Source organism: Actinomarinicola tropica (assembly GCF_009650215.1).
GTDB classification, from domain to species: domain Bacteria; phylum Actinomycetota; class Acidimicrobiia; order Acidimicrobiales; family SKKL01; genus Actinomarinicola; species Actinomarinicola tropica.
Genome location: NZ_CP045851.1, coordinates 1128657 through 1151364 on the forward strand (window position 1 = coordinate 1128657; position 22708 = coordinate 1151364).

27 protein-coding genes are annotated in these 22708 nt (G+C 72.7%); all 27 read left to right on the forward strand.

Features of this window, described 5'->3' with window-relative positions:
• Positions 1–2: 2 nt before the first annotated feature.
• The 27 genes from GH723_RS05690 to GH723_RS05820 all read left to right on the forward strand — a co-directional run bounded on the left by GH723_RS05690 (position 3) and on the right by GH723_RS05820 (position 22706).
• Positions 3–329, forward strand: coding sequence for a flagellar hook-basal body complex protein FliE (locus tag GH723_RS05690; protein ID WP_153758748.1), 327 nt, complete (start codon positions 3–5; stop codon positions 327–329).
• The gene (fliF, locus tag GH723_RS05695) at positions 329–2008 is read left to right on the forward strand and encodes a flagellar basal-body MS-ring/collar protein FliF (RefSeq protein ID WP_153758749.1); all 1680 of its coding nucleotides are present in this window, start codon (positions 329–331) and stop codon (positions 2006–2008) included. Before GH723_RS05690 ends, fliF begins: the two co-directional genes overlap by 1 nt.
• Before the next feature lie 5 nt (positions 2009–2013).
• Positions 2014–3030: a flagellar motor switch protein FliG gene (gene fliG, locus GH723_RS05700; protein ID WP_153761088.1), complete on the forward strand. Its 1017-nt coding sequence runs from the start codon at positions 2014–2016 to the stop codon at positions 3028–3030.
• Positions 3014–3721, forward strand: a complete 708-nt coding sequence (locus GH723_RS05705) for a FliH/SctL family protein (protein ID WP_153758750.1) — start codon at positions 3014–3016, stop codon at positions 3719–3721. Before fliG ends, GH723_RS05705 begins: the two co-directional genes overlap by 17 nt.
• The gene (locus GH723_RS05710) at positions 3718–5067 is read left to right on the forward strand and encodes a FliI/YscN family ATPase (protein ID WP_229023099.1); all 1350 of its coding nucleotides are present in this window, start codon (positions 3718–3720) and stop codon (positions 5065–5067) included. Before GH723_RS05705 ends, GH723_RS05710 begins: the two co-directional genes overlap by 4 nt.
• A complete protein-coding gene (locus GH723_RS05715) occupies positions 5064–5507 on the forward strand; it encodes a hypothetical protein (protein ID WP_153758751.1) in 444 nt (147 codons plus the stop codon). The genes GH723_RS05710 and GH723_RS05715 overlap by 4 nt, the downstream gene beginning before the upstream one ends.
• Complete coding sequence (locus GH723_RS05720; protein ID WP_229023100.1) at positions 5504–6523, forward strand: lytic transglycosylase domain-containing protein; 1020 nt, start codon at positions 5504–5506, stop codon at positions 6521–6523. Before GH723_RS05715 ends, GH723_RS05720 begins: the two co-directional genes overlap by 4 nt.
• Positions 6523–7773 (forward strand): flagellar hook-length control protein FliK, encoded by a 1251-nt coding sequence (locus GH723_RS05725; RefSeq protein WP_229023102.1) that lies wholly within the window; start codon positions 6523–6525, stop codon positions 7771–7773. Before GH723_RS05720 ends, GH723_RS05725 begins: the two co-directional genes overlap by 1 nt.
• A 12-nt stretch (positions 7774–7785) precedes the next feature.
• A complete protein-coding gene (locus tag GH723_RS05730; RefSeq protein ID WP_153758753.1) occupies positions 7786–8217 on the forward strand; it encodes a flagellar hook assembly protein FlgD in 432 nt (143 codons plus the stop codon).
• A 55-nt stretch (positions 8218–8272) separates the two neighbouring features.
• Positions 8273–9517 carry a flagellar basal-body rod protein FlgF gene (gene flgF, locus GH723_RS05735; protein WP_153758754.1) on the forward strand — a complete coding sequence of 415 codons (1245 nt, stop codon included), beginning with the start codon at positions 8273–8275 and terminating at the stop codon, positions 9515–9517.
• Between the two features lie 151 nt (positions 9518–9668).
• Positions 9669–9929 carry a flagellar FlbD family protein gene (locus GH723_RS05740; protein WP_153758755.1) on the forward strand — a complete coding sequence of 87 codons (261 nt, stop codon included), beginning with the start codon at positions 9669–9671 and terminating at the stop codon, positions 9927–9929.
• A 1-nt stretch (position 9930) separates the two neighbouring features.
• Entirely contained in the window at positions 9931–10719 is a 789-nt protein-coding gene (locus GH723_RS05745; protein WP_153758756.1) for a motility protein A, read from the forward strand.
• Positions 10712–11563 (forward strand): OmpA/MotB family protein, encoded by an 852-nt coding sequence (locus GH723_RS05750; protein WP_153758757.1) that lies wholly within the window; start codon positions 10712–10714, stop codon positions 11561–11563. Before GH723_RS05745 ends, GH723_RS05750 begins: the two co-directional genes overlap by 8 nt.
• A complete protein-coding gene (locus GH723_RS05755; RefSeq protein WP_153758758.1) occupies positions 11560–12096 on the forward strand; it encodes a flagellar basal body-associated FliL family protein in 537 nt (178 codons plus the stop codon). The genes GH723_RS05750 and GH723_RS05755 overlap by 4 nt, the downstream gene beginning before the upstream one ends.
• 82 nt (positions 12097–12178) lie before the next feature.
• The gene (gene fliM, locus GH723_RS05760) at positions 12179–13147 is read left to right on the forward strand and encodes a flagellar motor switch protein FliM (RefSeq protein WP_153758759.1); all 969 of its coding nucleotides are present in this window, start codon (positions 12179–12181) and stop codon (positions 13145–13147) included.
• On the forward strand, positions 13144–13956 hold the full coding sequence (gene fliN / locus GH723_RS05765) for a flagellar motor switch protein FliN (RefSeq protein ID WP_229023104.1): 813 nt from the start codon (positions 13144–13146) through the stop codon (positions 13954–13956). Before fliM ends, fliN begins: the two co-directional genes overlap by 4 nt.
• Positions 13956–14351: a flagellar biosynthetic protein FliO gene (locus tag GH723_RS05770; protein WP_153758760.1), complete on the forward strand. Its 396-nt coding sequence runs from the start codon at positions 13956–13958 to the stop codon at positions 14349–14351. The genes fliN and GH723_RS05770 overlap by 1 nt, the downstream gene beginning before the upstream one ends.
• Before the next feature lie 27 nt (positions 14352–14378).
• Positions 14379–15203 (forward strand): flagellar type III secretion system pore protein FliP, encoded by an 825-nt coding sequence (gene fliP / locus GH723_RS05775; protein WP_153758761.1) that lies wholly within the window; start codon positions 14379–14381, stop codon positions 15201–15203.
• Positions 15204–15213: 10 nt separating this feature from the next.
• Positions 15214–15483, forward strand: coding sequence for a flagellar biosynthetic protein FliQ (locus GH723_RS05780; RefSeq protein ID WP_153758762.1), 270 nt, complete (start codon positions 15214–15216; stop codon positions 15481–15483).
• Positions 15484–15493: 10 nt separating this feature from the next.
• Positions 15494–16255 carry a flagellar biosynthetic protein FliR gene (fliR, locus tag GH723_RS05785; protein ID WP_153758763.1) on the forward strand — a complete coding sequence of 254 codons (762 nt, stop codon included), beginning with the start codon at positions 15494–15496 and terminating at the stop codon, positions 16253–16255.
• 3 nt (positions 16256–16258) lie between these two features.
• Positions 16259–17434: an EscU/YscU/HrcU family type III secretion system export apparatus switch protein gene (locus GH723_RS05790; RefSeq protein ID WP_153758764.1), complete on the forward strand. Its 1176-nt coding sequence runs from the start codon at positions 16259–16261 to the stop codon at positions 17432–17434.
• 153 nt (positions 17435–17587) lie between these two features.
• A complete protein-coding gene (gene flhA, locus GH723_RS05795; RefSeq protein ID WP_153758765.1) occupies positions 17588–19636 on the forward strand; it encodes a flagellar biosynthesis protein FlhA in 2049 nt (682 codons plus the stop codon).
• Positions 19614–20654: a hypothetical protein gene (locus GH723_RS05800; RefSeq protein WP_153758766.1), complete on the forward strand. Its 1041-nt coding sequence runs from the start codon at positions 19614–19616 to the stop codon at positions 20652–20654. The genes flhA and GH723_RS05800 overlap by 23 nt, the downstream gene beginning before the upstream one ends.
• Entirely contained in the window at positions 20641–20943 is a 303-nt protein-coding gene (locus GH723_RS05805) for a hypothetical protein (RefSeq protein WP_153758767.1), read from the forward strand. The genes GH723_RS05800 and GH723_RS05805 overlap by 14 nt, the downstream gene beginning before the upstream one ends.
• 9 nt (positions 20944–20952) lie before the next feature.
• Positions 20953–21369, forward strand: a complete 417-nt coding sequence (fliW, locus tag GH723_RS05810; RefSeq protein ID WP_153758768.1) for a flagellar assembly protein FliW — start codon at positions 20953–20955, stop codon at positions 21367–21369.
• Positions 21369–21599 (forward strand): carbon storage regulator CsrA, encoded by a 231-nt coding sequence (gene csrA / locus GH723_RS05815; RefSeq protein ID WP_153758769.1) that lies wholly within the window; start codon positions 21369–21371, stop codon positions 21597–21599. The genes fliW and csrA overlap by 1 nt, the downstream gene beginning before the upstream one ends.
• A 225-nt stretch (positions 21600–21824) precedes the next feature.
• Positions 21825–22706, forward strand: coding sequence for a sigma-70 family RNA polymerase sigma factor (locus GH723_RS05820; RefSeq protein ID WP_153758770.1), 882 nt, complete (start codon positions 21825–21827; stop codon positions 22704–22706).
• Positions 22707–22708 lie beyond the last annotated feature (2 nt).

A 22708-nucleotide genomic window follows, 5' to 3' on the forward strand; every position in this document is an offset into this window, starting at 1 on the left:
CCATGGCCATCATCCCGCCCCTCGGTGCCGTCGGGGCCTCCCCGGCGGTCGCCTTCGAACCAGCGGTCCGACCGCTCACCTCCCCGGGTTCGGCCGACGAGAAGGACGGCGTCGACTTCGGCACGGCCGTCGTCAACGCTCTCGAGAACCTCCAGGCCTCCCACGCCACCACCGATCGCCTCGCAGAGGCCGCGGCCACCGGCGACCTGCGGGCCGTCGAGGACTACATGGTCATGGCCACCGAGACCCAGCTCGCCACGCAGCTGACCGTCGCCGTCCGCAACCGTGCGGTCGAGTCGTTCAACGAGATCATGAGGATGCAGGTCTGATGGCCGGGTTCGACCTCGCCGCTCTGAAGGAGCGCGCCTCCACCGTCAACGCCGGGTTCACCAAGGGCCAGAAGGCCCTGATGATCGGCGGCACCCTGGCGGTCGTCGTCGGCCTCGTCGTGTTCACGAAGCTCGCCGGCGGCACCGACTACGCCACGCTCTACGCCAACCTGGAGCCGGGCGACGCCGCGGCGGTCACCGAGCGCCTCGACGCCGACGGCGTCTCCTACGAGCTCGCCGACGGCGGCGGCACGATCCGCGTCCCCCGCGACGTCCTGTACGAGACCCGCATGCAGCTGTCCGCCGACGGCGTGGCCAGCGGTGGGCAGGAGGGGTGGTCGATCCTCGACGGGCAGGGCATCACGGCCTCCGAGTTCAGCCAGCGGGTCGGGTACCAGCGGGCCCTCGAGGGCGAGCTGGCCCGCACGATCCGCTCGATCGAGGGCGTGGAGTCCGCCACCGTGCACCTCGCCCTCCCGCGCGACACGGCGTTCGCCCTCGACGACACCGAGGCCAGCGCCTCGGTCCTCATCAGCACCCGGGGCGGCACCACCCTCGACTCGATGCAGGTCCAGGCGATCGTCAACCTCGTCGCCTCCAGCGTCGACAAGCTCGAGCCGTCGGACGTGACGGTCGCCGACTCCTCCGGCATGGTGCTCGCCGCACCGGGCCAGCGGTCGGTGGACTACGCCGGGAACGACCTCAACATGCGCCAGGCCGCGGCGTTCGAGGAGCGCGTCGCTGCCGACATCCGCTCGATGCTCACCTCCGTCCTCGGTCCGAACAACGCCGTCGTCTCGGTCAGCGCCGAGCTGGACTTCGACGAGGCGACGATCACCCGTGAGACCTACACCCAGCCGCTGACCGATCCGGCCGGCAACCCGCTGCCGCTCACCGAGAGCAACCGCACCGAGACCTACACGGGCGAGGGCACCGGGGCCGCCGGCGTCCTCGGCGCCGAGGACGGTGGGGGCGAGGCCGGCGGGGCCGCCACCGAGTACAACCTCGACGAGTCCGACCGCACCAACGCCGTCGACCGCGAGGTCGAGTCGATCAACCGGGCCCCGGGGACGATCGAGCGCCTCGGCATCGCCGTGATCGTGGACGAGGCGTCGACGACGCCGGCGATGATGGCCGAGATCGAGCAGCTGGTCACTGCCGGTGCCGACATCCGGGCCGATCGGGGCGACACGCTCGCCGTCAGCCGGCTGCCGTTCGACACCAGCATCCAGGACACGATGGCCGACGAGGCGGAGGCCGCCGAGGCCGACGCCGCGGCCCAGGCCCGCAACGATCTCTACCAGACGATCGGCCTCGGCCTCCTCGTCGGGCTCGTCCTCCTCGTCTCGTGGCTGAAGATGCGCAAGGCCGCCAAGCGCCGGCGCCAGGCCCAGGCGATCGAGGCCCGGGCCATCGAGGCCGCCCTCGTCCCCGCCGGGCTCACCGTCGGCGAGGCCACCTCGGCCCTCACCCAGCCGGCGCCCGCCGACATCGACCTCGCACCGGTCGACGCCCTCGACCTCGACGCCTTCGACGAGGCCCCGGCCTTCCCGCTCGGGGGCGACGACCCCGCCTCGCGGGTGGCCTCGGACGTCGCCGACATGATCGACAACCAGCCCGACGAGGTCGCGCAGCTCCTGCGTGGCTGGTTGGGTGACCGACGGGCGGGTGGCCGGTGAGCCTCATGGAGACGCACAACATCGAGAAGCTCACAGGGGCGCAGAAGTCGGCGATCCTCATCATGACGATGGGCAAGGAGCGCTCGGCGAAGGTCCTCAAGTCGATGCGCGAGGCCGAGGTCACCGAGATCATGGCCGAGGTCGCGCGGATGGCGAACGTCGACGACCGCGTCGTCGAGCAGGTGCTCGGCGAGTTCGCCGTCACGGCGTCCGCCCGCCGCCACGTCGCGATCGGCGGCGTCGACGTCGCTCGGGAGCTCCTCGAGGCGACGGTCGGCGAGCGCCGAGCCGACGAGATCTTCGAGCAGCTCAACATGTCGATGATGAGCGCGCCGTTCGAGTTCCTCCGGAAGGCGGATCCGCGGCTCGTGCTCGGCTTCATCCGCGACGAGCACCCCCAGACGATCGCCCTGGTGCTCGCCTACATGACCGCCGACTCCGCCTCCATGGTGCTGAGCGGGCTCCCCGAGGAGCTCCAGCGCGAGGTCGCCGTGCGGGTGGCGACGATGGACCGCACCACTCCCGACATCGTCGCCACCGTCGAGTCCGCGCTCGAGCGTCGGCTCTCGTCGGTGATCCAGCAGGGCGACCTGTCGTCGGTCGGCGGGGTGCAGACCCTGGTGGACCTGCTGAACCGGTCGGACCGCGCGACCGAGCGCCTCATCTTCGAGGGCCTCGAGAACCACGACGAGGTCCTGGCCGACGAGGTCCGCAGCATGATGTTCGTGTTCGAGGACATCCTCACCCTCGACGACCGCTCGGTGCAGCAGGTGCTGCGCCAGGTCGACTCGAAGGACCTCGCCCTCGCGCTGAAGGGCGTGCGCGAGGAGGTCAAGCGCAAGATCCTCGACAACATCTCCTCGCGCGCCGCCGAGAACCTCCAGGAGGAGATCGACATGCTCGGCGCCGTGCGCCTCACGGCGGTCGAGGAGGCGCAGGGCGCGGTGGTCCGCGTCATCCGCGCTCTCGAGGAGGCGGGCCAGATCGTGCTGACGAGGTCGGGCGATGAGTACGTCGAGTAGCGCCACGGTGTTCCCGTTCGCCGACGTCACCGACCTTCCGACGGTCACGATCACGCGTCCGTCCGGCACGGGCGACCCCCACACCGACGCGCTGCGCACCGCGGCGTGGGACGAGGGGTACGCCGCGGGTCGCGTCGAGGGTCGGGCAGCGGGCCACGCCGAGGGCCTGGCCGCCGGCCGTGCCGAGGGTCTGGCCCGCGGGCACGCCGAGGGCCTGGCCGCCGGCCGTGACGAGGCCCGGATCGAGGCCGTGCGCGACCTCGCCGGCGCCCTGCGGGCGCTCGACGCGGCGTCCGCCGCCGCCGACGCCCGCGACGCCGTGGTGCTCGCGGACATCGAGGCCGAGGTCGTCGACCTGGCCCTCGCCCTCGCCGAGGCGATCATCGAGCGGGAGGTCCGATCCGTCGACGACGCGGCCCGCGACGCGGTGCGCCGCGCGCTCCGACTCGCCCCCGAGCGGGGCGGGCTCCTGGTGCGACTGCACCCCGACGACATCACCCACCTGGGCGACCTGGCCGAGCTCAGCCCCGGTCGCGCCCTCGAGGTCGTCGCCGACCCGTCGGTCGCCCGTGGCGGCTGCCTGATCGAGAACGACGCCACCCAGGTCGACGCCCGCATCGAGACGGCCCTGTCCCGGGCCCGTGCCGTGCTGCTCGGCACCTCCGAGTCGGCCGAGACGGTGATCGCGTGACGACGGCGACCCTCGCCCGGCCCTTCGACGGCACCGACCTCGGTCGTCGCGTGGATGCCGCCCTCTCGGTGGCGGCGACGCGCCGCACCGGTCGGGTGACCCGCGTCGTCGGCCTCACGTTCGAGGTCGCCGGCGTCGAGGCGGCGATCGGCGACGTCGTGCGGGTCGAGACCTCGGGCGACGCCATGCTCGGCGAGGTCGTCGCCATCGGCCCCGACTCGGTCGTGGCCATGCCCCTCGGCGACCTCCACGGCGTCCGTGCCGGCGCCCCGGTCGAGGCCGCCGGCGGCTCGATCTCCGTGCCGGTCGGCGAGGAGCTGCTCGGCCGGGTGCTCGACGGCCTCGGCCGCCCCCTCGACGACGGACCCCCGCTCTCCGGTCTCGCCCGCGCCGCGCTCGCGGGCGAACCGCCCCACCCGCTCCGCCGTCCGCCGGTCGAGCAGCCCGTGCACCTCGGCGTCCGGGCCCTCGACACGATGGTGCCGGTCGGCCGCGGCCAGCGCATCGGCATCTTCGCCGGCTCCGGTGTCGGCAAGTCGAGCCTCATGTCGATGATCGTGCGCGGCACCGACGCCGACATCTCCGTCGTCGCCCTGATCGGCGAGCGCGGCCGGGAGGTGCGCGAGTTCATCGAGCGCGACCTCGGACCCGAGGGCCTCGCCCGCTCGGTCGTCGTCGTCGCCACCTCCGACGCCCCCGCCCTCGTCCGCCTGCGGGCGGCCTTCGCCGCCACGCGCATCGCCGAGTGGTTCCGCGACCGGGGTGCCCACGTCAACCTGCTCATGGACAGCCTCACCCGCTTCGCCATGGCGCAGCGGGAGATCGGCCTGTCCGCCGGCGAGGTCCCCGCCACCCGCGGCTACCCGCCGTCGGTCTTCACCCTGCTGCCCCGGCTGCTCGAACGGGCCGGCGCGTCGGAGGACGGCTCGATCACCGGCATTTACACCGTGCTCGTCGAGGCCGACGACCTGAACGACCCCATCGGTGACTCGGCCCGGTCGATCCTCGACGGCCACATCGCCCTGTCGCGGAAGCTGGCCACCGCCGGCCACTTCCCGACGATCGACGTGCTCGAGTCGATCTCCCGCGTCGCGCCGGCGGTCACGACCCCCGAGCAGCAGGCTGTCGCCACGACGTGCCGACGCCTGATGGCCGCCTACCGCGAGGCCAAGGACCTCATCGAGATCGGCGCCTACCAGGCCGGCACCAACCCCCAGGTCGACGAGGCCGTCGCCCGTCGCGACGCCATCGACTCCTTCCTCCGCCAGGGGATGGACGAGCGGGTCGCCCCCGGCGAGGCCTGGATGGAGCTCGCTGCCCTCCTCGGGATCGGAGCGGCGTCGTGAAGCGCTACCGGTTCCGGCTCGAGCAGGTGGCGCGCGTCCGCAAGCTGCAGGAGGACCAGGCCCGCGCCGAGGTCATGCGCGCCCGCCAGCGCCTCATCGAGGCCGGCGCCGACCTGTCGCAGAGCATCGAGCGCCTCGACGGGAAGCCCCGCTCGTCCGGGCACCTCACCCCCGGGCGCTTCCGTGCCGAGCGCACCGAGGAGGAGCTGCTCGCGCGGGCGGTCCTCGCCGCCCGGCTCGCGGAGTCGAACGCCCGTCTCCTCGTCCACCAGCGCGTCGACGAGTGGGCCGCCGCAGCACGCGAGGTCTCGACCCTCGAGCGGCTCGACGAGCGCGCCCGGGCCGAGCACGAGGTCGCGGCCGCCCGTGACACCCAGATCGAGCTCGACGACCTCGTGACCACCCGACGCGCTGCCACGCCTCGGGAGGTGCAGCCGTGACCTTCCCCGCTCCTGCGATCGGCACCGTCGACGTCGCGGCCCGCATCGACCGGATCCGAGCCCGGTTCGAGCCCGCCGCCCCTGCGACGGCCACGCCCACGTCGACCGCCCCCAGGGGGTCCGACGACTTCGCCGCCCTCCTCCGGTCCGCCGGGGTCGACCTCACCGGCCCGCTCCTGCCCGAGGGCCGCACCCACCTGGCGTCCGCGCTCGCCGGGCGTGGCGCCGGTCTCGGCGACGCCGTCGTCCGCCAGGGCATGACCTACCTCGGTGTGCCCTACCTCTGGGGCGGCACCGACCCGAACGTGGGCCTCGACTGCTCGGGCTTCGTGCAGCGCGTGCACCGCGACCTCGGGATCGAGCTGCCGCGCGTGAGCCGCGACCAGGCCCGCGGCGGCCAGCCCGTCGCCTCGCTCGCCGAGGCCCGCCCCGGCGACGTGCTCGCCTTCGGCGAGCCGGTGAACCACGTGGCCATCTACACCGGCGACAGGATGATGGTCCACGCGCCGCGCCGTGGCGACGTCGTCACCCACGAGCCGATCGATCGTCCGATCACCGCCATCCGGCGCTACACGCCGGCTGCCCCCGTGGCCGCTCCGGCGATCGGTGGTGCCGGGTGGGCCCCCACCGGCGGGGGAGAGGCGGCGTTCGGCGACCTCTTCGCCGCGGCCGGCGCCCGCCACGGCATCGACCCTCGCATCCTCTCCGCGGTGGCTCGCGTCGAGTCCGGCTACGACCCGACCGCCGTCAGCCCGGCCGGAGCCCGGGGCCTCATGCAGTTCATGCCCGCGACCGCCGCCGGCATGGGCATCGACCCCATGGACCCCGCCCAGGCGATCGACGGGGCGGCCCGCTACCTGACCAGCCAGCTGCGGGACTTCGGCAGCCTCGAGCTCGCCCTCGCCGCCTACAACGCCGGCCCTGGTGCGGTCCGCCGCCACGGCGGCATCCCGCCCTACGCCGAGACCCAGAACTACGTCACCAAGGTGATGTCGATCCTGAACGGAGCCCGCTGATGAGCCACGTCATGACGGCCCTGCCCGTGGCCGCGCCGACCCCGGCGACCCCACCGGCCGGCCGGCAGGCCCCGGAGGGCGACACCCCCGAGGGGGAGGCGTTCGCCGCCGTCGTCGCTGGCCTCGAGGCCGCCCACACCGGTACCGCCGACACCGCCGAGACGGCCGAAGAGGCCGAGGTCGAGTCGGTCGACGGCGAGGACGCCGCGGCCACCGGTGAGGAGGCGGCGACCCTCGCGGCCGTCGTGCCGGTCGTGACCCTGCCCGCGGGGGCGCCGGCCACGGCGCTCAGCGTCGACGGCGCCGAGGCGACGGTGCCGGCGACCCCCGCTCCCGAGGCGCTCGTCGCCGAGGTCGTCGCGCCCGCCGCCCCCGACGCCGCCGCCGCGGCGGCCCCGTCGCCGACGACGGGGGAGCAGGCCGACGCCGCGCCCGCCGCTCAGGGGGCGGCCCCGACGGCGACCGAGACCGGCGCACCCTCCGTCCCGATCGAGGCCGCCGCCGCGCCCTCCGAGCCGACCACCGGCGCCGCGCCCCTCGCCCCGCCGGCGGGCGAGGCGACCGAGCCGCAGGTCGCGATCGACACCCCCACCGACGCAGGGGCGCATGCGGGCACCGACGCCGACGCCGAGGTCGCGACCGAGGTTCCATCCACCGCTCGCACCGAGTCGGCACCCGCTCCTGCCCCCGCGTCGAGCTCGTCCACCACGGCGGCCACCACCTCGGTCGGTGACGGGCCGGCGCCCGCCGCGTCCACCGCCCCCGCCGCCGAGTCCGCGCCGGTCGACACCGCGACGCCCTCCGGGCTGCTCGACGCCCCCGACGCCGACCCGTGGGAGCAGGTCGCCACGGTCGTGCGGCCGCTGCGGTCAGCCCCCGACGGCACCCACCGGCTCTCGCTCCAGCTCCGCCCCGCCGAGCTCGGCACCGTGCACCTCGAGGTCGGGGTCACCGACGGCCGCCTCAGCATCCGCGCCGTCGCCGAAAACGTCATGAGCCGCGACGCCCTCGTCGCCGCCCTTCCCGAGCTGCGGGCCGAGCTGACCGGCTCGGGCATCGACCTCGGCAGCGTCGACGTCGGCGACCAGACCGGCCACGGCTCGACCGACGCCGACCGCGCCGACGACCACGGCGGCGTCCCCGGGCGCCGCGGCGTCGTCGGTGGCGGCTCGACCGCCGGCCCCGCCGCCGTGGCCTCCGGCCCCACCTCCCACCCCGCCGGCCCCGGCCGGCTCGATCTCGCCCTCTGAACCGGAGCACCGATGACCTACATCCCTCCCGTCACCGCCCCGAGCGCCACTCCCGAGACCTGGGGCGCGGAGAGCCGTGAGGTGAAGAGCTCGACCGAGATGGACAAGGACACGTTCCTGAAGCTCCTCGTGGCCCAGCTCAAGTACCAGGATCCGCTGTCGCCGGCGGATCCCCAGCAGTTCCTCGCCCAGACCGCTCAGTTCACGACGGTCGAGAAGCTCGAGGAGATCGCCGCCGCCAGCGCCGACCAGACCTGGGCGATCGCGCTGAACACGGCGAGCACCCTCGTCGGCAAGGAGGTGACGTTCCTCCGCGAGGACGGCACCACCGGCACCGGGGTCGCCACCTCGGCGCTCACCGAGCCCGACGGGATCATCCTCAACATCGGTGACGAGCAGGTCCCGCTCGGCGCCATCACCCAGATCGCACCCGTCCAGCCCTGACCCCCCGTTCGCACCACCCGATCCCACCGATCGCCCGCCCGAAGAGGAGCACCTCATGATCCGCTCGATGTTCTCGGCCATCTCCGGCCTCCGGAACCACCAGACGATGATGGACGTCGTCGGCAACAACATCTCCAACGTCAACACCACCGGCTTCAAGTCGAGCACCACGGTGTTCCAGGACGTCCTCAGCCAGGTCCTGCGGGGCGGCGGCGCGGCCAACCAGGAGCTCGGCGGCACCAACCCCGCCCAGGTCGGCCTCGGCTCCCGCGTCGCCGCCATCACCACCAACTTCGGCCAGGGCGCGCTGCAGCGCACCGGTCGCGCCACCGACCTCGCCGTGCAGGGCGACGGGTTCTTCGTCGTCAACCAGGCGGGCCAGGAGCTCTATACGCGGGCCGGCTCGTTCTCGATCGACGCCCTCGGCCGCCTCGTCACCCAGGAGGGTGCGTTCGTCATGGGCTGGCAGAGCGACGCCGCCGGCAACGTCAACTCGAACGGCGCCATCGGGCAGATCCAGGTGCCGGTCGGCGACCTCGTCGCCCCGGTCGCCTCGACCGAGATCGCCCTCGGCGGCAACCTGCCGTCGAACGCCGCGGTCGGCGCGAGCATCGTGAACTCGGTCGAGGTGTTCGACACCCAGGGCAACCCGATCTCGATCCGCCACACCTTCACCAAGACCGCCGCCGACACCTGGACCGTCGCCAGCGAGTACACCCTCGCCGACGGCACGACGGGTGCGGCCGGTGCCGACTCGACGATCGTGTTCGACGGCGCGGGCGAGATCGATGCCGGTGCGTCGACGATCAACCCCCTCAACACGATCCCCGCTCCCGCGGGCACGATCGACCTGTTCCTCGGCGACCCGGGCGGCGCCAACCGCCTCACCCAGTACGGCGAGCTCTCCACCGTCGCCGTGCTCAGCCAGGACGGCTCGGCCGCCGGTTCGCTCCAGTCGTTCAGCGTGTCCCAGGAGGGCCTCGTCGTGGGGTCCTACTCCAACGGCCGCACCCGGGCCATCGGCCAGATCGCCCTCGCCAGCTTCGCCAACCCTGAGGGCCTGGAGAAGGTCGGCGGCTCGAACTACCGGTCCACCATGAACTCCGGCCTGGCCCAGCTCGGCACCGCCGGCGCCGGCGGCCGGGGGCTCCTGTCGTCGGGCACGCTCGAGATGTCGAACGTCGACCTGGCCCAGGAGTTCACCAACCTGATCGTCGCCCAGCGCGGCTTCCAGGCCAACTCCCGGGTGGTCACCACCTCCGACGAGCTGCTCCAGGAGGTCGTGAACCTCAAGCGCTGATCCAGCGTCGAGTCGCGCGCGGCGCGGGGGAGGGGTGAGCCGATCGCCCCGACCCCGCGCCGTTTCGCGCCTCCAGTCCTCATGCCGACGCCGGTCCGACCGATCACCCGGGCGTCGCTTCGATCCAGCACACGGAAGGTGAACGGACGCGATGATCCTCTTGCGACGCCTCAACGGGAGCGAGTTCGGCGTGAACGCCGACCTCATCGAACGTCTCGAGGTCACCCCCGACACCGTCGTCACCCTCGTGGACGGCACCAAGTACGTCGTCGCCGAGCCGGTCGACGAGGTCATCGAGAAGATCATCGACTTCCGCGCCCGCATCCTGGCCACCGCCGAGGTGTACGAGCGGTCCGGTGCCACCCCGGCGTCGCCGCTGCGCCTGGTGCCCGAGACGATCGAGGAGATCTGACGTGGAACCGGCATCCCTCATCGGCCTCGTCCTCGTCCTCGTCGGGACCTTCATCGGGTCGACGCTGAAGGGCGTCGGCATCGGCGCCTACTTCGGCGTCCCCGCCGCGTTCCTCATCGTGGTCGTCGCCTCCATCGGCGCCACGATGATGTCGAACGCCATGGCCGACGTGAAGAACATGCCCAAGGCGTTCATGAAGGCGTTCAAGCCCGGCGACACGGGCGATCCCAGCGCCTCGATCGACACGATCGTCGAGTTCGCCGAGCGGGCCCGTCGCGAGGGCCTCCTCGCCCTCGAGGACTCGATCGACAAGGTCGAGGACCCCTTCATGCGGCGGGGCCTCCAGATGGCCATCGACGGCGGCGACCCGGAGATGGTCCGCGACGTCATGGAGACCGAGGTCAACGCCATGCGCGAGCGCCACAAGGTCGGCTCGCAGTTCATGACGAGCGTCGGCATCTTCTCCCCGACCTTCGGCATCATCGGCGCCGTCGTGGGCCTCATCGCCACGCTCAGCAAGCTCGACGACCCGGCCCACCTCGGCGCGGGCATCGCGGCCGCGTTCATCGCCACCTTCTGGGGCGTCTTCATGGCCAACGGCATCTTCCTGCCCATCGGCAAGAAGCTGCAGCGCCTGTCGGCCGAGGAGCTTGCCCACAAGCAGCTGATCATCGAGGGCGTCCTGTCGATCCAGGCCGGCTCGAACCCCCGCATGCTCGACGACATCCTCACGTCCTACCTGGCGCCGAAGGCGCGCCTGGCCCGCATGGAGGAGCGGCAGAGTGCGTAAGAAGCACGCCGCCCACCACGAGGAGGAGCACGAGAACCACGAGGCGTGGGTCATCCCCTACGCGGACATGCTCACCCTGCTCATGGGCCTCTTCGTCGTCCTCTGGGCCATCAGCTCGGCCGACATGGCCAAGCTCGAGGCCCTCCAGACCAGCTTCGCGGGGTCGCTCGGCATGACGCCGAGCGGCGAGTCCGCGGCGGGCGGCGACGGCGCCCTCGACGGCACCGACGGCGTCCTCGAGGGCGGCTTCCCCGAGCCCCTCGTCGTCAACGGGGTCGAGATGACCGAGGAGCGCATCGAGGAGGCGGTCGGCGCGCTCGAGCGCGAGCAGGACGCCGAGGAGGCGCGCGCCGAGGAGAACGAGCAGCTCGACGCCGTCGAGCAGGCCATCAGCGACCACGCCGCGGCCACCGGTGTCGCCGACGTCGTCGGCTTCCGCCGTGAGGACCGGGGGCTCGTGGTCTCGATCGTGAGCGACCAGGTCCTCTTCGAGCCCGGCTCGGCCGACCTCCGCCCGGAGGGGCGCGCCGTGCTCGACGGGCTCGCCGACGCCCTCGTCGCCCTGCCGAACCACGTGGCCATCGAGGGCCACACCGACGACGTGCCCATCGCGACGGCGCGCTTCCCCTCCAACTGGGAGCTCTCCACCGCCCGGGCCACGTCGGTCCTCCAGTACCTGCTGTCGACGCACGGCTTCCCGCCCCAGCGCCTCACCGCCTCCGGCTACGGGGAGCAGCACCCCGTCGCCGACAACGCCGACCCCACGGGCCGGGCCCGCAACCGCCGGGTGGACATCGCCGTCCTCTCCATGACCCCCGCCGCACCGACCGGAGCGACACCATGACCATGACCGAGAACCCCGAGGTCTCGGCCGCGGCGCCTGCCGAGGCCGACGCGAAGGCCAAGAAGGGGAAGAAGGGCAAGAAGGAGAAGGGTGGACGGTCGAACGTCGTCCCCGCCGTGATCCTCGCCGTGGGCATCGCCGCCGGCGGCTACTTCATGGGCGGGTCCGACAGCGGCGCGGCCACCGTCGACACGACCGTCGCGCCCGAGGTCGTCGAGGGTCCGCTGCTCGGCGTCGAGCCGATGACGGTCAACCTCGCCAACGGCCGCTACCTGCGGATGGCGGCGTCGTTCCAGATGTCCGACGCCTACGAGGACGCCGTCGAGGGGGAGGACGGTGGCGAGGAGTTCGCCCACCACGACGCGTCGCGGGTCCAGGACCTGCTCATCTCCTCGCTCGGCGGACGTGACGCCGCGGGCCTCAGCACCGCCGAGGGCCGCCACGAGGTGAAGGAGGCCCTGGAGGCCGAGCTGAACGAGGTCTTCGACGGGTCGGTCATGGAGATCTACTTCACCGAGTTCGTCATCCAGTAGGTCGACGAGGGCGAATAGGTCGAACGGCCCCTCTTCGGGGGTCAAGCCTCATCGACAACCGGGCAGGGCCGATCACCTCGCCGTGCCCGTCACGGTTCCTCGACACGTCGATCCCGAGCTCACGCACAAGGCGCGCCCGTTCGACTTCCGGCGCCCGAACAAGCTGAGCCGGGACCACGTCCGCAGCCTCCAGATCGTCCACGAGACGTTCGCGCGCCAGTTCACGACCGTCCTGTCGAGCACGCTCCGCGTGGTCTCGCAGGTGTCGGTGCTGTCGATCGAGCAGCTCGCCTACGACGAGTACGTGAGCGACACGCCGAACCCGTCGCACATGTCGATCCTCTCGGTCGAGCCGCTGCCCGGCGTCGCGGTGCTCCAGTTCCCGCTGCAGACCGCCATGACGATCGTCGACCTCATGCTCGGCGGCCACGGTGCCACCACCGGGCCCGAGCGGCCGCTCACCGACATCGAGCGGGGCCTCGTCCGCACGATCATCGACCGCGTCCTCGCCGAGCTGGCCTACGCCTTCGAGTCGGTCGCCACGATCGAGCCCGCGGTGATCGGCTACGAGTCGAACCCGCAGTTCGCCCAGGTCGCCGCACCGTCGGACATGACCGTCGTGATCATGTTCGACATGAAGATCGGTGCGGTCGAGAACGTGGCCTCGCTGTGCTTCACCTACTCGGCGCTGCAGCCGATCCTCGACACGATCGCCGCGGCGACCGCCCACAGCCAGGTGGGCCGACACGACCTCGAGATCGCCCGTGAGCGGGTCGCGCACCGCATGCTCGACGTGCCTGTCGACCTGGCGGTCGAGTTCGCGCCCGTCACGCTCACCTCGGGCCAGATCGTCGACCTCCAGGTCGGCGACGTCATCCCCCTCGGGCACCCGACCGACCTGCCCCTGACGGGCACCGTCGACGGCACGCCGGCGTTCCGGGTCCGCCCGGCGCGCTCGGGCAAGCGCCTCGCCGGCCAGGTCGTCGACGAGATCGATCCACGCCGGGCGGCTGCGGCCGCCGCCACCCTCCGCACGGGAGAGCTCCGATGACCCCCACCCCCACGGCCACGACCGTGTCGACCGAGTCGCTCGCCGAGCTGGTCGGCACCGTCGCCGACGACTTCCCGGCGGTCGGCCTCCAGGCCGGGCCCGCCGACGTGCAGAGCACGCTCGACGAGCTGCTGCCCGCCGAGGACGCGCTGGTCCTCGTCGTGCCCGCGGCGGGCGGCCCGGCGCGCGACCTGTTCGTCATCGTCGCACCCGCGCTGCTCGCGTTGATGGGCGTCAACGACGCCGCCGAGCTGCCCGGAGCGGTGGCCCGCACGATCCTCGAGCTGGCCGATGGCGACCCCATCGACGAGGCGAACGGCCGGCTCGGCGCCGGTGCGGACGCGCTCGTCGGCCTCCCCGTCGACGGCGCCGCGCCCGGGTCGACCATGGTGGCCGCAGGCGTCTTCGCCGGTGTCGACCACGTCGCCACCGTCGGCGTCGCCGTCCACGGTGAGCCGAGCGCGACGAGCGCCGAGCCCGAGGCGATGGACCTCCCCGCGGTCAGCGCCGGGGCGCCCGCCCCGTCCGCCGCCGCGCCGGCGACCTCCCGCGTTCCCGGCGGTCGGGGCCTCGACCTCCTCGGTGGCGTGCAGATGAGCGTCGTCGCCGAGCTGGGTCGGACCCGCATGACCGTCGCCGAGCTCCTCAGCCTGGCTCCGGGCTCGGTCGTCGAGCTCGATCGTGCCGCCGGCAGCCCCATCGACCTCCTCGTCAACGGGACGCTGATCGCCCGTGGCGAGGTCGTGGTCGTCGACGAGGAGTTCGGCCTCCGCGTCACCGAGATCGTGGACGGGACCGAGGGCCACTGATGGCGACCGACGTCAACGTGCTGGAGCTGATGCTCCGGCTCGTCATCTCGATGGGGCTCGTCGTGGCCATCATCGTGGTCGCCGCGAAGTTCGTGAGGAACCGGCCGGGCCTCGGGCTCGGTCGCACCGGGGACGGGCCGAAGGTCGACGTGCTCGACCGCACCCAGGTGGGCCGCAACGCGTCGGTCGCCGTGGTGCGCGTCGGCGGGCGCGGCCTCGTGGTCGGCGTCACCGAGCAGCAGGTCACGCTCCTCGCCGAGGCGCCGGAGCTGGTCGTGAAGTACGAGCAACAGGAGGCCGAACGGACTGCGCCTCCCGCGGAGCAGGACGCTCCGGGTCGGACACGGATGAACTTCGTCGAGGCGCTGCGGGAGGCGACCGTCCGTCGGTCGTGACCGTCCCGCCGCCCTGAGGTGGCATCCATGTCCCGACGCATCCCGGCGTTGATCGCCGCGGTCGTCATCGCACTCGCCCTCGGCCTCGTGCTACCCGCCGCCCCGGCGGCCGCGCAGGACGTGCCCGGACCCGACGTCCCCGCACCGCCCGTGCCGGGCGCGCCGACCCCCGACGAACCCGAGGGGCCGAGCGCGACCATCGACATCGACCTGAGCCAGGGCGAGGCCCCGAGCCAGAGCATCGTCATCATCCTCGGGCTCACCGTCTTGTCGGTCGCCCCGTCGATCCTCATCCTGACGACCAGCTTCACCCGCATGGTGGTCGTCCTCTCGCTGACGAGGAACGCCCTCGGCGTCCAGACCATCCCGCCGAACCAGGTGGTCATCGGCCTGGCGCTCTTCCTGTCCCTCTTCGTGATGGCGCCCACCCTCTCGGAGATGAACGAGGAGGGCCTCCAGCCGCTGCTCGCCGGCGAGCTCAGCCAGGGCGAGGCCTTCGAGGCCGCGTCGGCGCCGCTCAAGGAGTTCATGCTCGCCAACACCCGCGAGGGCGAGCTGCAGATGATCGCCGGTGCCGCGGGCGACGAGGTCCCCGAGCAGATCGAGGACCTGCCGCTCACCACCGTCGCGCCGGCCTTCGTCCTCTCGGAGCTGAAGAGCGCCTTCATCATCGGCTTCGTCATCTTCGTGCCGTTCCTGGTCATCGACCTCGTCGTCTCGGCGGTCCTCATGTCGCTCGGCATGATGATGCTGCCGCCGGTCTTCGTGTCGCTGCCCTTCAAGATCCTCCTGTTCGTCATGGTCGACGGGTGGTCGCTGATCGCCCGGACCCTCCTCGAGAGCTACAGGTGAGGGGAACCTCGTGACCGATTCGATGGTGGTGGAGATCGGCCTGCAGGCCATGCTCCTGGCGGTGAAGCTCGCCGGGCCGATCCTCGCGGTGACGCTCGGCCTCGGCCTGACGATCGGGCTCGTGCAGTCCGTGACCCAGCTCCAGGAGCCGACGCTCACGTTCGTCCCGAAGTTCCTCGGCGCCGGTGCGGTCCTGCTGCTCGGCGGGGCGTGGATGCTGCGGGAGGCGATCGGCTTCACCGAGGCGCTGTTCGACCTCGTGCCCACGCTGCTCGCCTGAGCGCGATCCGGTGACGCTCTCGATCGACCCGACCCTCCTCGTGGGGTTCCTCTACGCCCTGGTGCGCACCGGGGCGTGGATCGCGATCGCGCCGCCGTTCTCGTCCTCGGCGATCCCCGTGCGGGTGAAGATCGCCATCTCGGTGTGCCTGGCACTCGTCCTCGCCCCCGGCTTCGAGGGGGGCCCGGACGCGCTCGACACCACGGCGTTCGTCGCCGGGCTCGTCTACCAGGTGGGCGTGGGCCTGGCCCTCGGGTTCGCCGTGCTCCTGCTCTTCTCCGCCGTGCAGGCCGCGGGGCAGCTCATCGACCTGTCCGCGGCGTTCTCGAGCGCCCAGCTCTACGACCCGTTCTCCAACGCCGCCTCGACGCCGATGGGGCGGCTCTACCAGATCCTCGCCATCACGATCCTGTTCGTGATCGACGGCCACCTGATGCTCGTGCAGGGGCTCCTCGCCAGCTTCGAGGCGGCTCCGCTCGGCGGGCTGCGGCTCGACTCGCTCGCGGCGTTCCTCATCCGCGACGTCGGCACCTTCTTCGTCGCTGCCCTCCAGATCGCGTTCCCGATGCTCGCGGCCCTGTTCCTCGCCGAGGTCGTCCTCGGGCTCCTCAGCCGGGCCGCGCCGCAGATCAACATCCTCGTCATCGGCTTCAACGTGAAGATCCTCCTGCTGCTCCTCCTCGGCGGCTTCGCCCTGACCATCCTCCCGGGGGCGGTCGAGCGGCTCGTCGAGCAGATCCTCGGCTCCCAGGCCGGCTGGCTCGGGGGGTGAGACGTGGCGGACACCAGTGACAAGACCGAGAAGGCGACACCCCGGAAGCGGAAGGAGTCCCGCAAGGAAGGGCAGATCGCCAAGACCCAGGACATGTACGGCTGGATCGCCGTGCTCGTCGGCTCCTTCGTCGTGCCGGCGATGATGGGCTCGGTCGGCGGCTCGCTCCAGGGGTCGATCGAGGACTGGCGGCGGGTCATCAGCCGTCCCGAGGAAGCCGTCATGTCGGAGGTGGCCCGCCAGACGCTCGTCGGCGTGGGCGGTGCGGTCACGCTGTTCCTCGTCGTCGCCTTCCTGCTCGGGCTCGTCACCCAGCTGGCCCAGGTCGGCTTCGTGATGACCGGCAAGCCGCTGAAGCCGCAGCTGAAGCGGCTCGACCCGATCAAGGGCTTCAAGCAGCTGTTCTCCGTGCGCACCGCGTGGCAGGCGTTGACCGGCATCGTGAAGATGGTCGCGATCGGCCTGGTCTCGATCCCGATGCTCGTCGGGGTCTCGCGCGACATGGTCGGCGGCACCCAGTTCGACCTGTCGGCGGGCCTGTCGCTCGTCGGTTCGGCCACCCTGACCGCGGTGCGGATCGCGGCGGTCGTCGGCGTGTGCATCGCCCTCGCCGACTACGGCTTCCAGCGGTGGAAGACCGAGAAGGACATGCGCATGTCCAAGCAGGAGATCAAGCAGGAGATGAAGAACAGCGACGGCGACCCGCACGTGAAGGCCCGCCAGCGCTCGATCCGCCTCGCGGCGTCCCGCAACCGGATGATCGCCTCGGTGGCCGACGCCAACGTGGTCGTCACGAACCCGACGCACGTCGCGGTGGCGCTGCGCTACGAGCCGGGCACCGGAGCGCCCCGCGTCGTCGCCCGGGGCGCGGACGGCATCGCCATGCGCATCAGGGCCGCGGCCCGCGACGCCGAGGTCCCGATCGTCGAGTCCCGCCCGCTCGCCCGTGCGCTGTACGCCAGCTGCGACGTCGACCGGGAGATCCCCCGGGAGCTGTTCGAGGGCGTCGCCATGGTCCTCGCGTTCGTCCAGCGGGTCGCCCGACGCACGACGCTGAGCGGCGACCACATCTACGAGGTGCCGGTCTCGTGGGACCCCGAGCTCTCGGACCTCGACTCGAGCGCCGGTCGCGCCCGGCGTCGCGCCTCGCGCCGCCGTCGGCGCCCGGCCGCGGCCTGACGCCGATCTGCGGGCGAACCCTCATCTGGGCGACGCGACCGCCGATCGTCGTGGAGATCACGCTGACCGGACGGACTCGGTCGGTGCACCCAGCTGCCCACGACGGGCGGCGCTCGACCGGCAGGGACGCCCGGCGACAGGCATGACGGCTCTGTGAGCGACCGACGTCTCGGACAAGCGATCTTCCCGGCAGCGGTGATCTTCGTGGTGGCCATGATGGTCATCCCGTTGCCGACGCAGCTCCTCGACCTCCTCCTCACGCTGAACATCGCCGCCGGCGTCCTCCTCCTCCTGGCGTCGATGAACGTGCGCAAGCCGCTCGACCTCGCCGTCTTCCCGTCGCTGCTGCTCGTCGCCACGCTCTTCCGCCTCGGGCTGAACATCAGCTCGACCCGCCTCATCCTCAGCAAGGGCGATGCCGGCGAGGTCATCGAGGCCTTCGGCAACTTCGTGATCTCGGGCTCGCTCGTCGTCGGGCTCGTCGTCTTCCTCATCCTCGTGGTCATCCAGTTCGTGGTGATCACGAACGGCGCGACCCGCGTGGCCGAGGTCGGCGCTCGCTTCACCCTCGACGCCATGCCCGGCAAGCAGATGGCGATCGACGCCGACCTGAACGCCGGCGTGATCGACGACGAGGAGGCCCGTCGCCGCCGCGAGGAGATCAGCTCCGAGGCCGACTTCTACGGTGCGATGGACGGCGCCTCCAAGTTCGTGAAGGGCGACGCCATCGCCTCGGTGATCATCACGATCATCAACCTCGTCGGCGGCCTGGTCATCGGCGTCGTCCAGCTCGGCGTGCCCGTCGGCGAGGCGGTGTCGCGCTACAGCCTGCTCACCGTCGGCGACGGACTCGTCTCGCAGATCCCGGCCCTGCTCGTGTCGATCTCCGCCGGCCTCATCGTCACCCGCTCCGCCGGCGAGTCCGACCTCGGCTCCGACGTCTTCGCCCAGTTCGCCGCGCAGCACCACGCGCTGCGCACCGGAGGGATCGCCCTCGTCCTGGTCGGCTTCGTCCCCGGGCTCCCGACCGTCCCGTTCGTCGTGGTCGGCGGGGCGACGCTCGTCGTCAGCCGGCGGCTCGCCGCCCGCGCCGCCGCCGTCGAGGCCGCGGCGCACGACGACCGCATCCCGCCTCCGCCCGACCCGGACGACCCGAACGAGCTGATGCGCTCGATGCGGGTCGAGCCGGTCAGCCTCGAGCTCGCCGTCGACCTCGTCGACCTGGTCGACGTGTCGGCCGGCGGTGACCTCCTCGACCGCGTGCGGGGCCTGCGCCGCAAGCTCGCCCTCGAGCTCGGCATGATCGTCCCCCCGGTCCGCACCCGCGACAACCTCGACCTGCCCCTCGGCAGCTACGTCGTGCGGGTCCACGGCGTCGAGGTCGGCCGTGGCACCGCCCCTCCCGGGCAGGTGCTCGTGCTCGCCGACGACCTCGCCGCGCTGCCGGGCGTCGAGACGCGCGAGGCGGTCTTCGGCCTGCCCGCGAAGTGGGTGCCGACGAGCCACCGGGCCCACGCCGAGGCGGTCGGCGGCACCGTCGTCGACCGGGCCTCGGTCATCACCACCCACCTGGCCGAGATCTGCCGCCGCCACGCCCCCGAGCTGCTCAGCCGCCAGGAGGTCAAGGGCCTGCTCGACGTGGTCCGCCGCACCGATCCCGCGGTCGTCGAGGACCTCACCAACGCCCAGGTCGGCGTGGGGGAGATCCAGCTCGTGCTCCAGGGCCTGCTCGCCGAGCAGGTGAGCATCCGCGACCTCGTGCGCATCCTCGACGGCATCAGCCAGCGGGCCCGCCACACCCGCGACACCGAGCAGCTCGTCGAGGCCGCGCGCACCGCGATCGGCTCGGCGATCGCCGTCGCCCACGCCCCCGACGGCGTCCTCGCCGTCCTCACCCTCGACCCGATGCTCGAGCAGGCCCTCCTCGCCTCGGTCCAGCAGGGCGAGGACGGCCGCTTCCTCGCCATCGACCCCGACCAGGCCGAGCGCCTCGGGCGGGCGTGCGCCGAGCGGCTGGTGGCCGCCGAGCAGACCGGCCGTGCGCCGGTGCTCGTCTGCGCCCCCGCCCTCCGGCCCGCCCTGCGCCGCTACCTCAGCCGGGTCCTCCCGCAGCTGCCGCTCCTCTCCTACGAGGAGCTGTCCGACCACCTGACCATCGAGACCCTCGGAACGGTGTCCCTTGAGCACGCACTTGAAGTTTGACGGCCCCCACCTCGAGGAGGTGCTGGAGCGGGTCGGGCGCGAGCTCGGCCCCCGCGCCGTGATCGTCGAGGCCAACAAGACCCGTCGCGGCGGCGTCGGCGGCTTCTTCAGCAAGGAGTGGTACGAGGTCGTCGTCGCGGCGCCGGCCGAGGAACCCGCCGCCACCGATGACGAGCTGGCGATCGAGGACCCGCTCCTCGCCCTGGCCGACGCCGTGCAGGACGAGGTAGCGCCACGCCGGTCGCCAGCCCCCGAGCCCGTGCGCGAGGAGACCTTCGCCGAGGTGCTCGCCCGCGCCGGCGTGGGGGAGAGGTTGTCGCCCGGCACGTCGTCCCTCACCGCGCCGCCCGCCCCGGCGCTGCCCACAGCCCCCGTGGCGTCCGCGATGCCCGCGCCCGTCGCGCCGGTCGCGCAGGCCGCCGAGGTCGCGCTCCGCGACCTGCCGCTCGGCGAGATGCTCGCCCGGCTCGACGCCCTGGTCCCCCGCACCACGCTCCCCACGGCGGCAGGAGCCGTCATCGCCGTCGTCGGCGACCTCCGCGTCGCCCGTGCGGCTGCTGCGGCCCTCGCCGTGCGCCTCGGCGCGGGCGAGGCCGACGTCATGATCGCCACCCCCGAGGCCCGCGACGCCGTGTCGCCGTGGCTGCGCATCGACGGACCCGACGTGGCCGCGGCGCGCGCCGCACGCTGGCGGCGCGGCGAGCACCCCGTCGTCGTCGCCGTCGACCTCACGCCCGGCCGGGAGGGCCACGCCTGGGCGGCGTCGGTCCTCGAGGCCCTCGACGCCGATCAGGTCCGGCTCGTGGCACGGGCCTGGCAGGTCACCGACGAGCTGGCCCCGAAGGCCGCCGTGCTCGGCGGTGTCGACGGGATCGAGCTGGTCGAGCTGGAGGCCGCGGCCGAGCCCGAGGCGTTCCTCGCCCTCGACCTGCCCGTGGTCGGCATCGACGGCCGCCCGGCGACGAGCGAGATGTGGGCCGCACTGATGATGGAACGGAGGCACGATGCGACGGCATGACGACGTGCACGTGAGCGGCGCCGTGGAGGCGCTGCTCGAGGACGCCCACTCGGCGATCGCCCTGTTGGCGGGGACGGTGGTGGCCTCCCCGGTCCTCCTCGCCGCCCTCGGCGGTCGCCGCGACGTCGCCAGTGCCCTCGGGCTCTACGTGGCCGCCATCGCCGGCTGCTGGGTGGTCGTCGGGCTCGTCGCCGGCGCGCTGTCACTCGCCGCCCCCGTCCCCGTCGAGGACGGCGACCGCCGTGCGGGTGCGGACGGGGACCCCGAAGCGGCCGCGGCGAGTCGGTAGGCTCCGGTCGTGCTCATCGAGTCCGAACAGCTGGGAGCCGTCGAGATCGACGACACCAAGGTGCTCAGCTTCCCCGACGGCCTCCTCGGGTTCCCCGACGTCACCCGCTTCGCGCTGGTCGACGCCGGCGACGATGCCACGTACTTCTGGCTGCAGTCCCTCGACGACCCGCAGCTCGCGTTCCTCGCCACGGTGCCCTGGCCGTTCTTCCCCGAGTACGAGCCGGTCCTGTCCGACTCGGACCAGGACGCGCTCGACCTGCAGGACCCGGGCGACGCCATGGTGCTGTGCCTGCTGACGATCTCCGACGACGCGGTCACCGCGAACCTGCTCGGCCCGCTCGTCGTCAACGCCGTCTCCCGCACCGGCCGCCAGGTGGTGCTCGACGGGGACCTCCCCACCCGCGCCCCGCTGGCCGCCATCTGATGCTCGTCCTCAGCCGCCGCACGAACGAGTCGATCGTCATCGGCGGCGAGATCGTCGTCACCGTGCTCGAGATCAAGGGCGACCAGGTGCGCCTCGGCATCCGCGCCCCCCGGCACGTCACGGTGCACCGCGAGGAGATCCACGCCGAGATCCAGCGGGAGAACCGCTCCGCAGCGGTGGTGGGCGACGTCGACCTCGGCCGCCTGCCGAAGCCCTCCGCCGGGGCCTGAGCCACCCGTCCGAGGACGTCCGACCGGTCGACGCCGGGGCGCCCACCACCCTCGTGCGACGGGCGTCACGGGCCTATTGACAGTTTGGCAACGAGGTGGGCCGAACGGCATGGGACGGCCGGATCATTTCGGCCGCCGTCGGCGAAAACCCCTCCAGTTCAGGACCGAACCATCCCGATGCAACGGCTGTACCCAGTCGGAATCGGTCGCAGGTAGGTGGTCCACATGGAGATGACGGCGCAGCAGCGAGAACTGGTCGACAGCCACCTGCCGCTCGTCGAGCACCTCGTCCTGCGGGTGTCCGCGAACTTCCCGCGACACGTCGACCGCAGCGAGCTCATCGCCGCCGGCAGCCTCGGGCTCGTCGAGGCCGCCATGCGCTACGACGGCGACCGGGGCGTCCCGTTCGGTCGCTACGCCGCCCGTCGCATCCGCGGCGCCGTCCTCGACGCCGTCCGCGCCGCCGACTGGGCGCCGCGCTCGACCCGGCAGCTCGCCCGCCAGGCCGATGCCGCGACCCAGGCCTTCGCCGCCCGCACCGGGCGCACCCCGACCGACGAGGAGCTCGCCGACGAGCTCGGCATCGAGGCCGCCGAGCTGGCCGAGATGCGGGGGCGCGTCCACCGGGGCGTCGTGCAGTCGCTCGAGCCCCGCGCCGGCCAGGACGAGGGCGCCAACCCCCTCGACCGCCTCTTCGACCGCTCGGCCTCCGGTGCCGACGAGCACCTCGAGCAGGAGGAGCTGCGGGGCTACCTGCGCTCCGCCCTCGAGCACCTTCCCGAGCGTCATCGCATCGTCGTCGTCGGCCACTACTTCGAGCAGCGCTCCTTCGACGAGCTCGCCGACTTCCTCGGGGTCACCCCCTCTCGCGTCTCGCAGCTGCGGGCCGACGCCGTCGAGATGATCAAGGACGGCATCGAGGCCCAGTACCGGCCGAAGGACGACGCCAAGCCGGTCGGTCGGGTGGCGATCCGCCAGGCCCGCTTCGCCGCCGAGATCGCGTCGCACGCCGACTGGCGCACCCGCCTCGATCCGGGCACCCGCTCGATGGACGCCATCCGCGAGCTCGGCATCGACGGCCTGGCCGACACCGCCGTCAACGCCTAGGT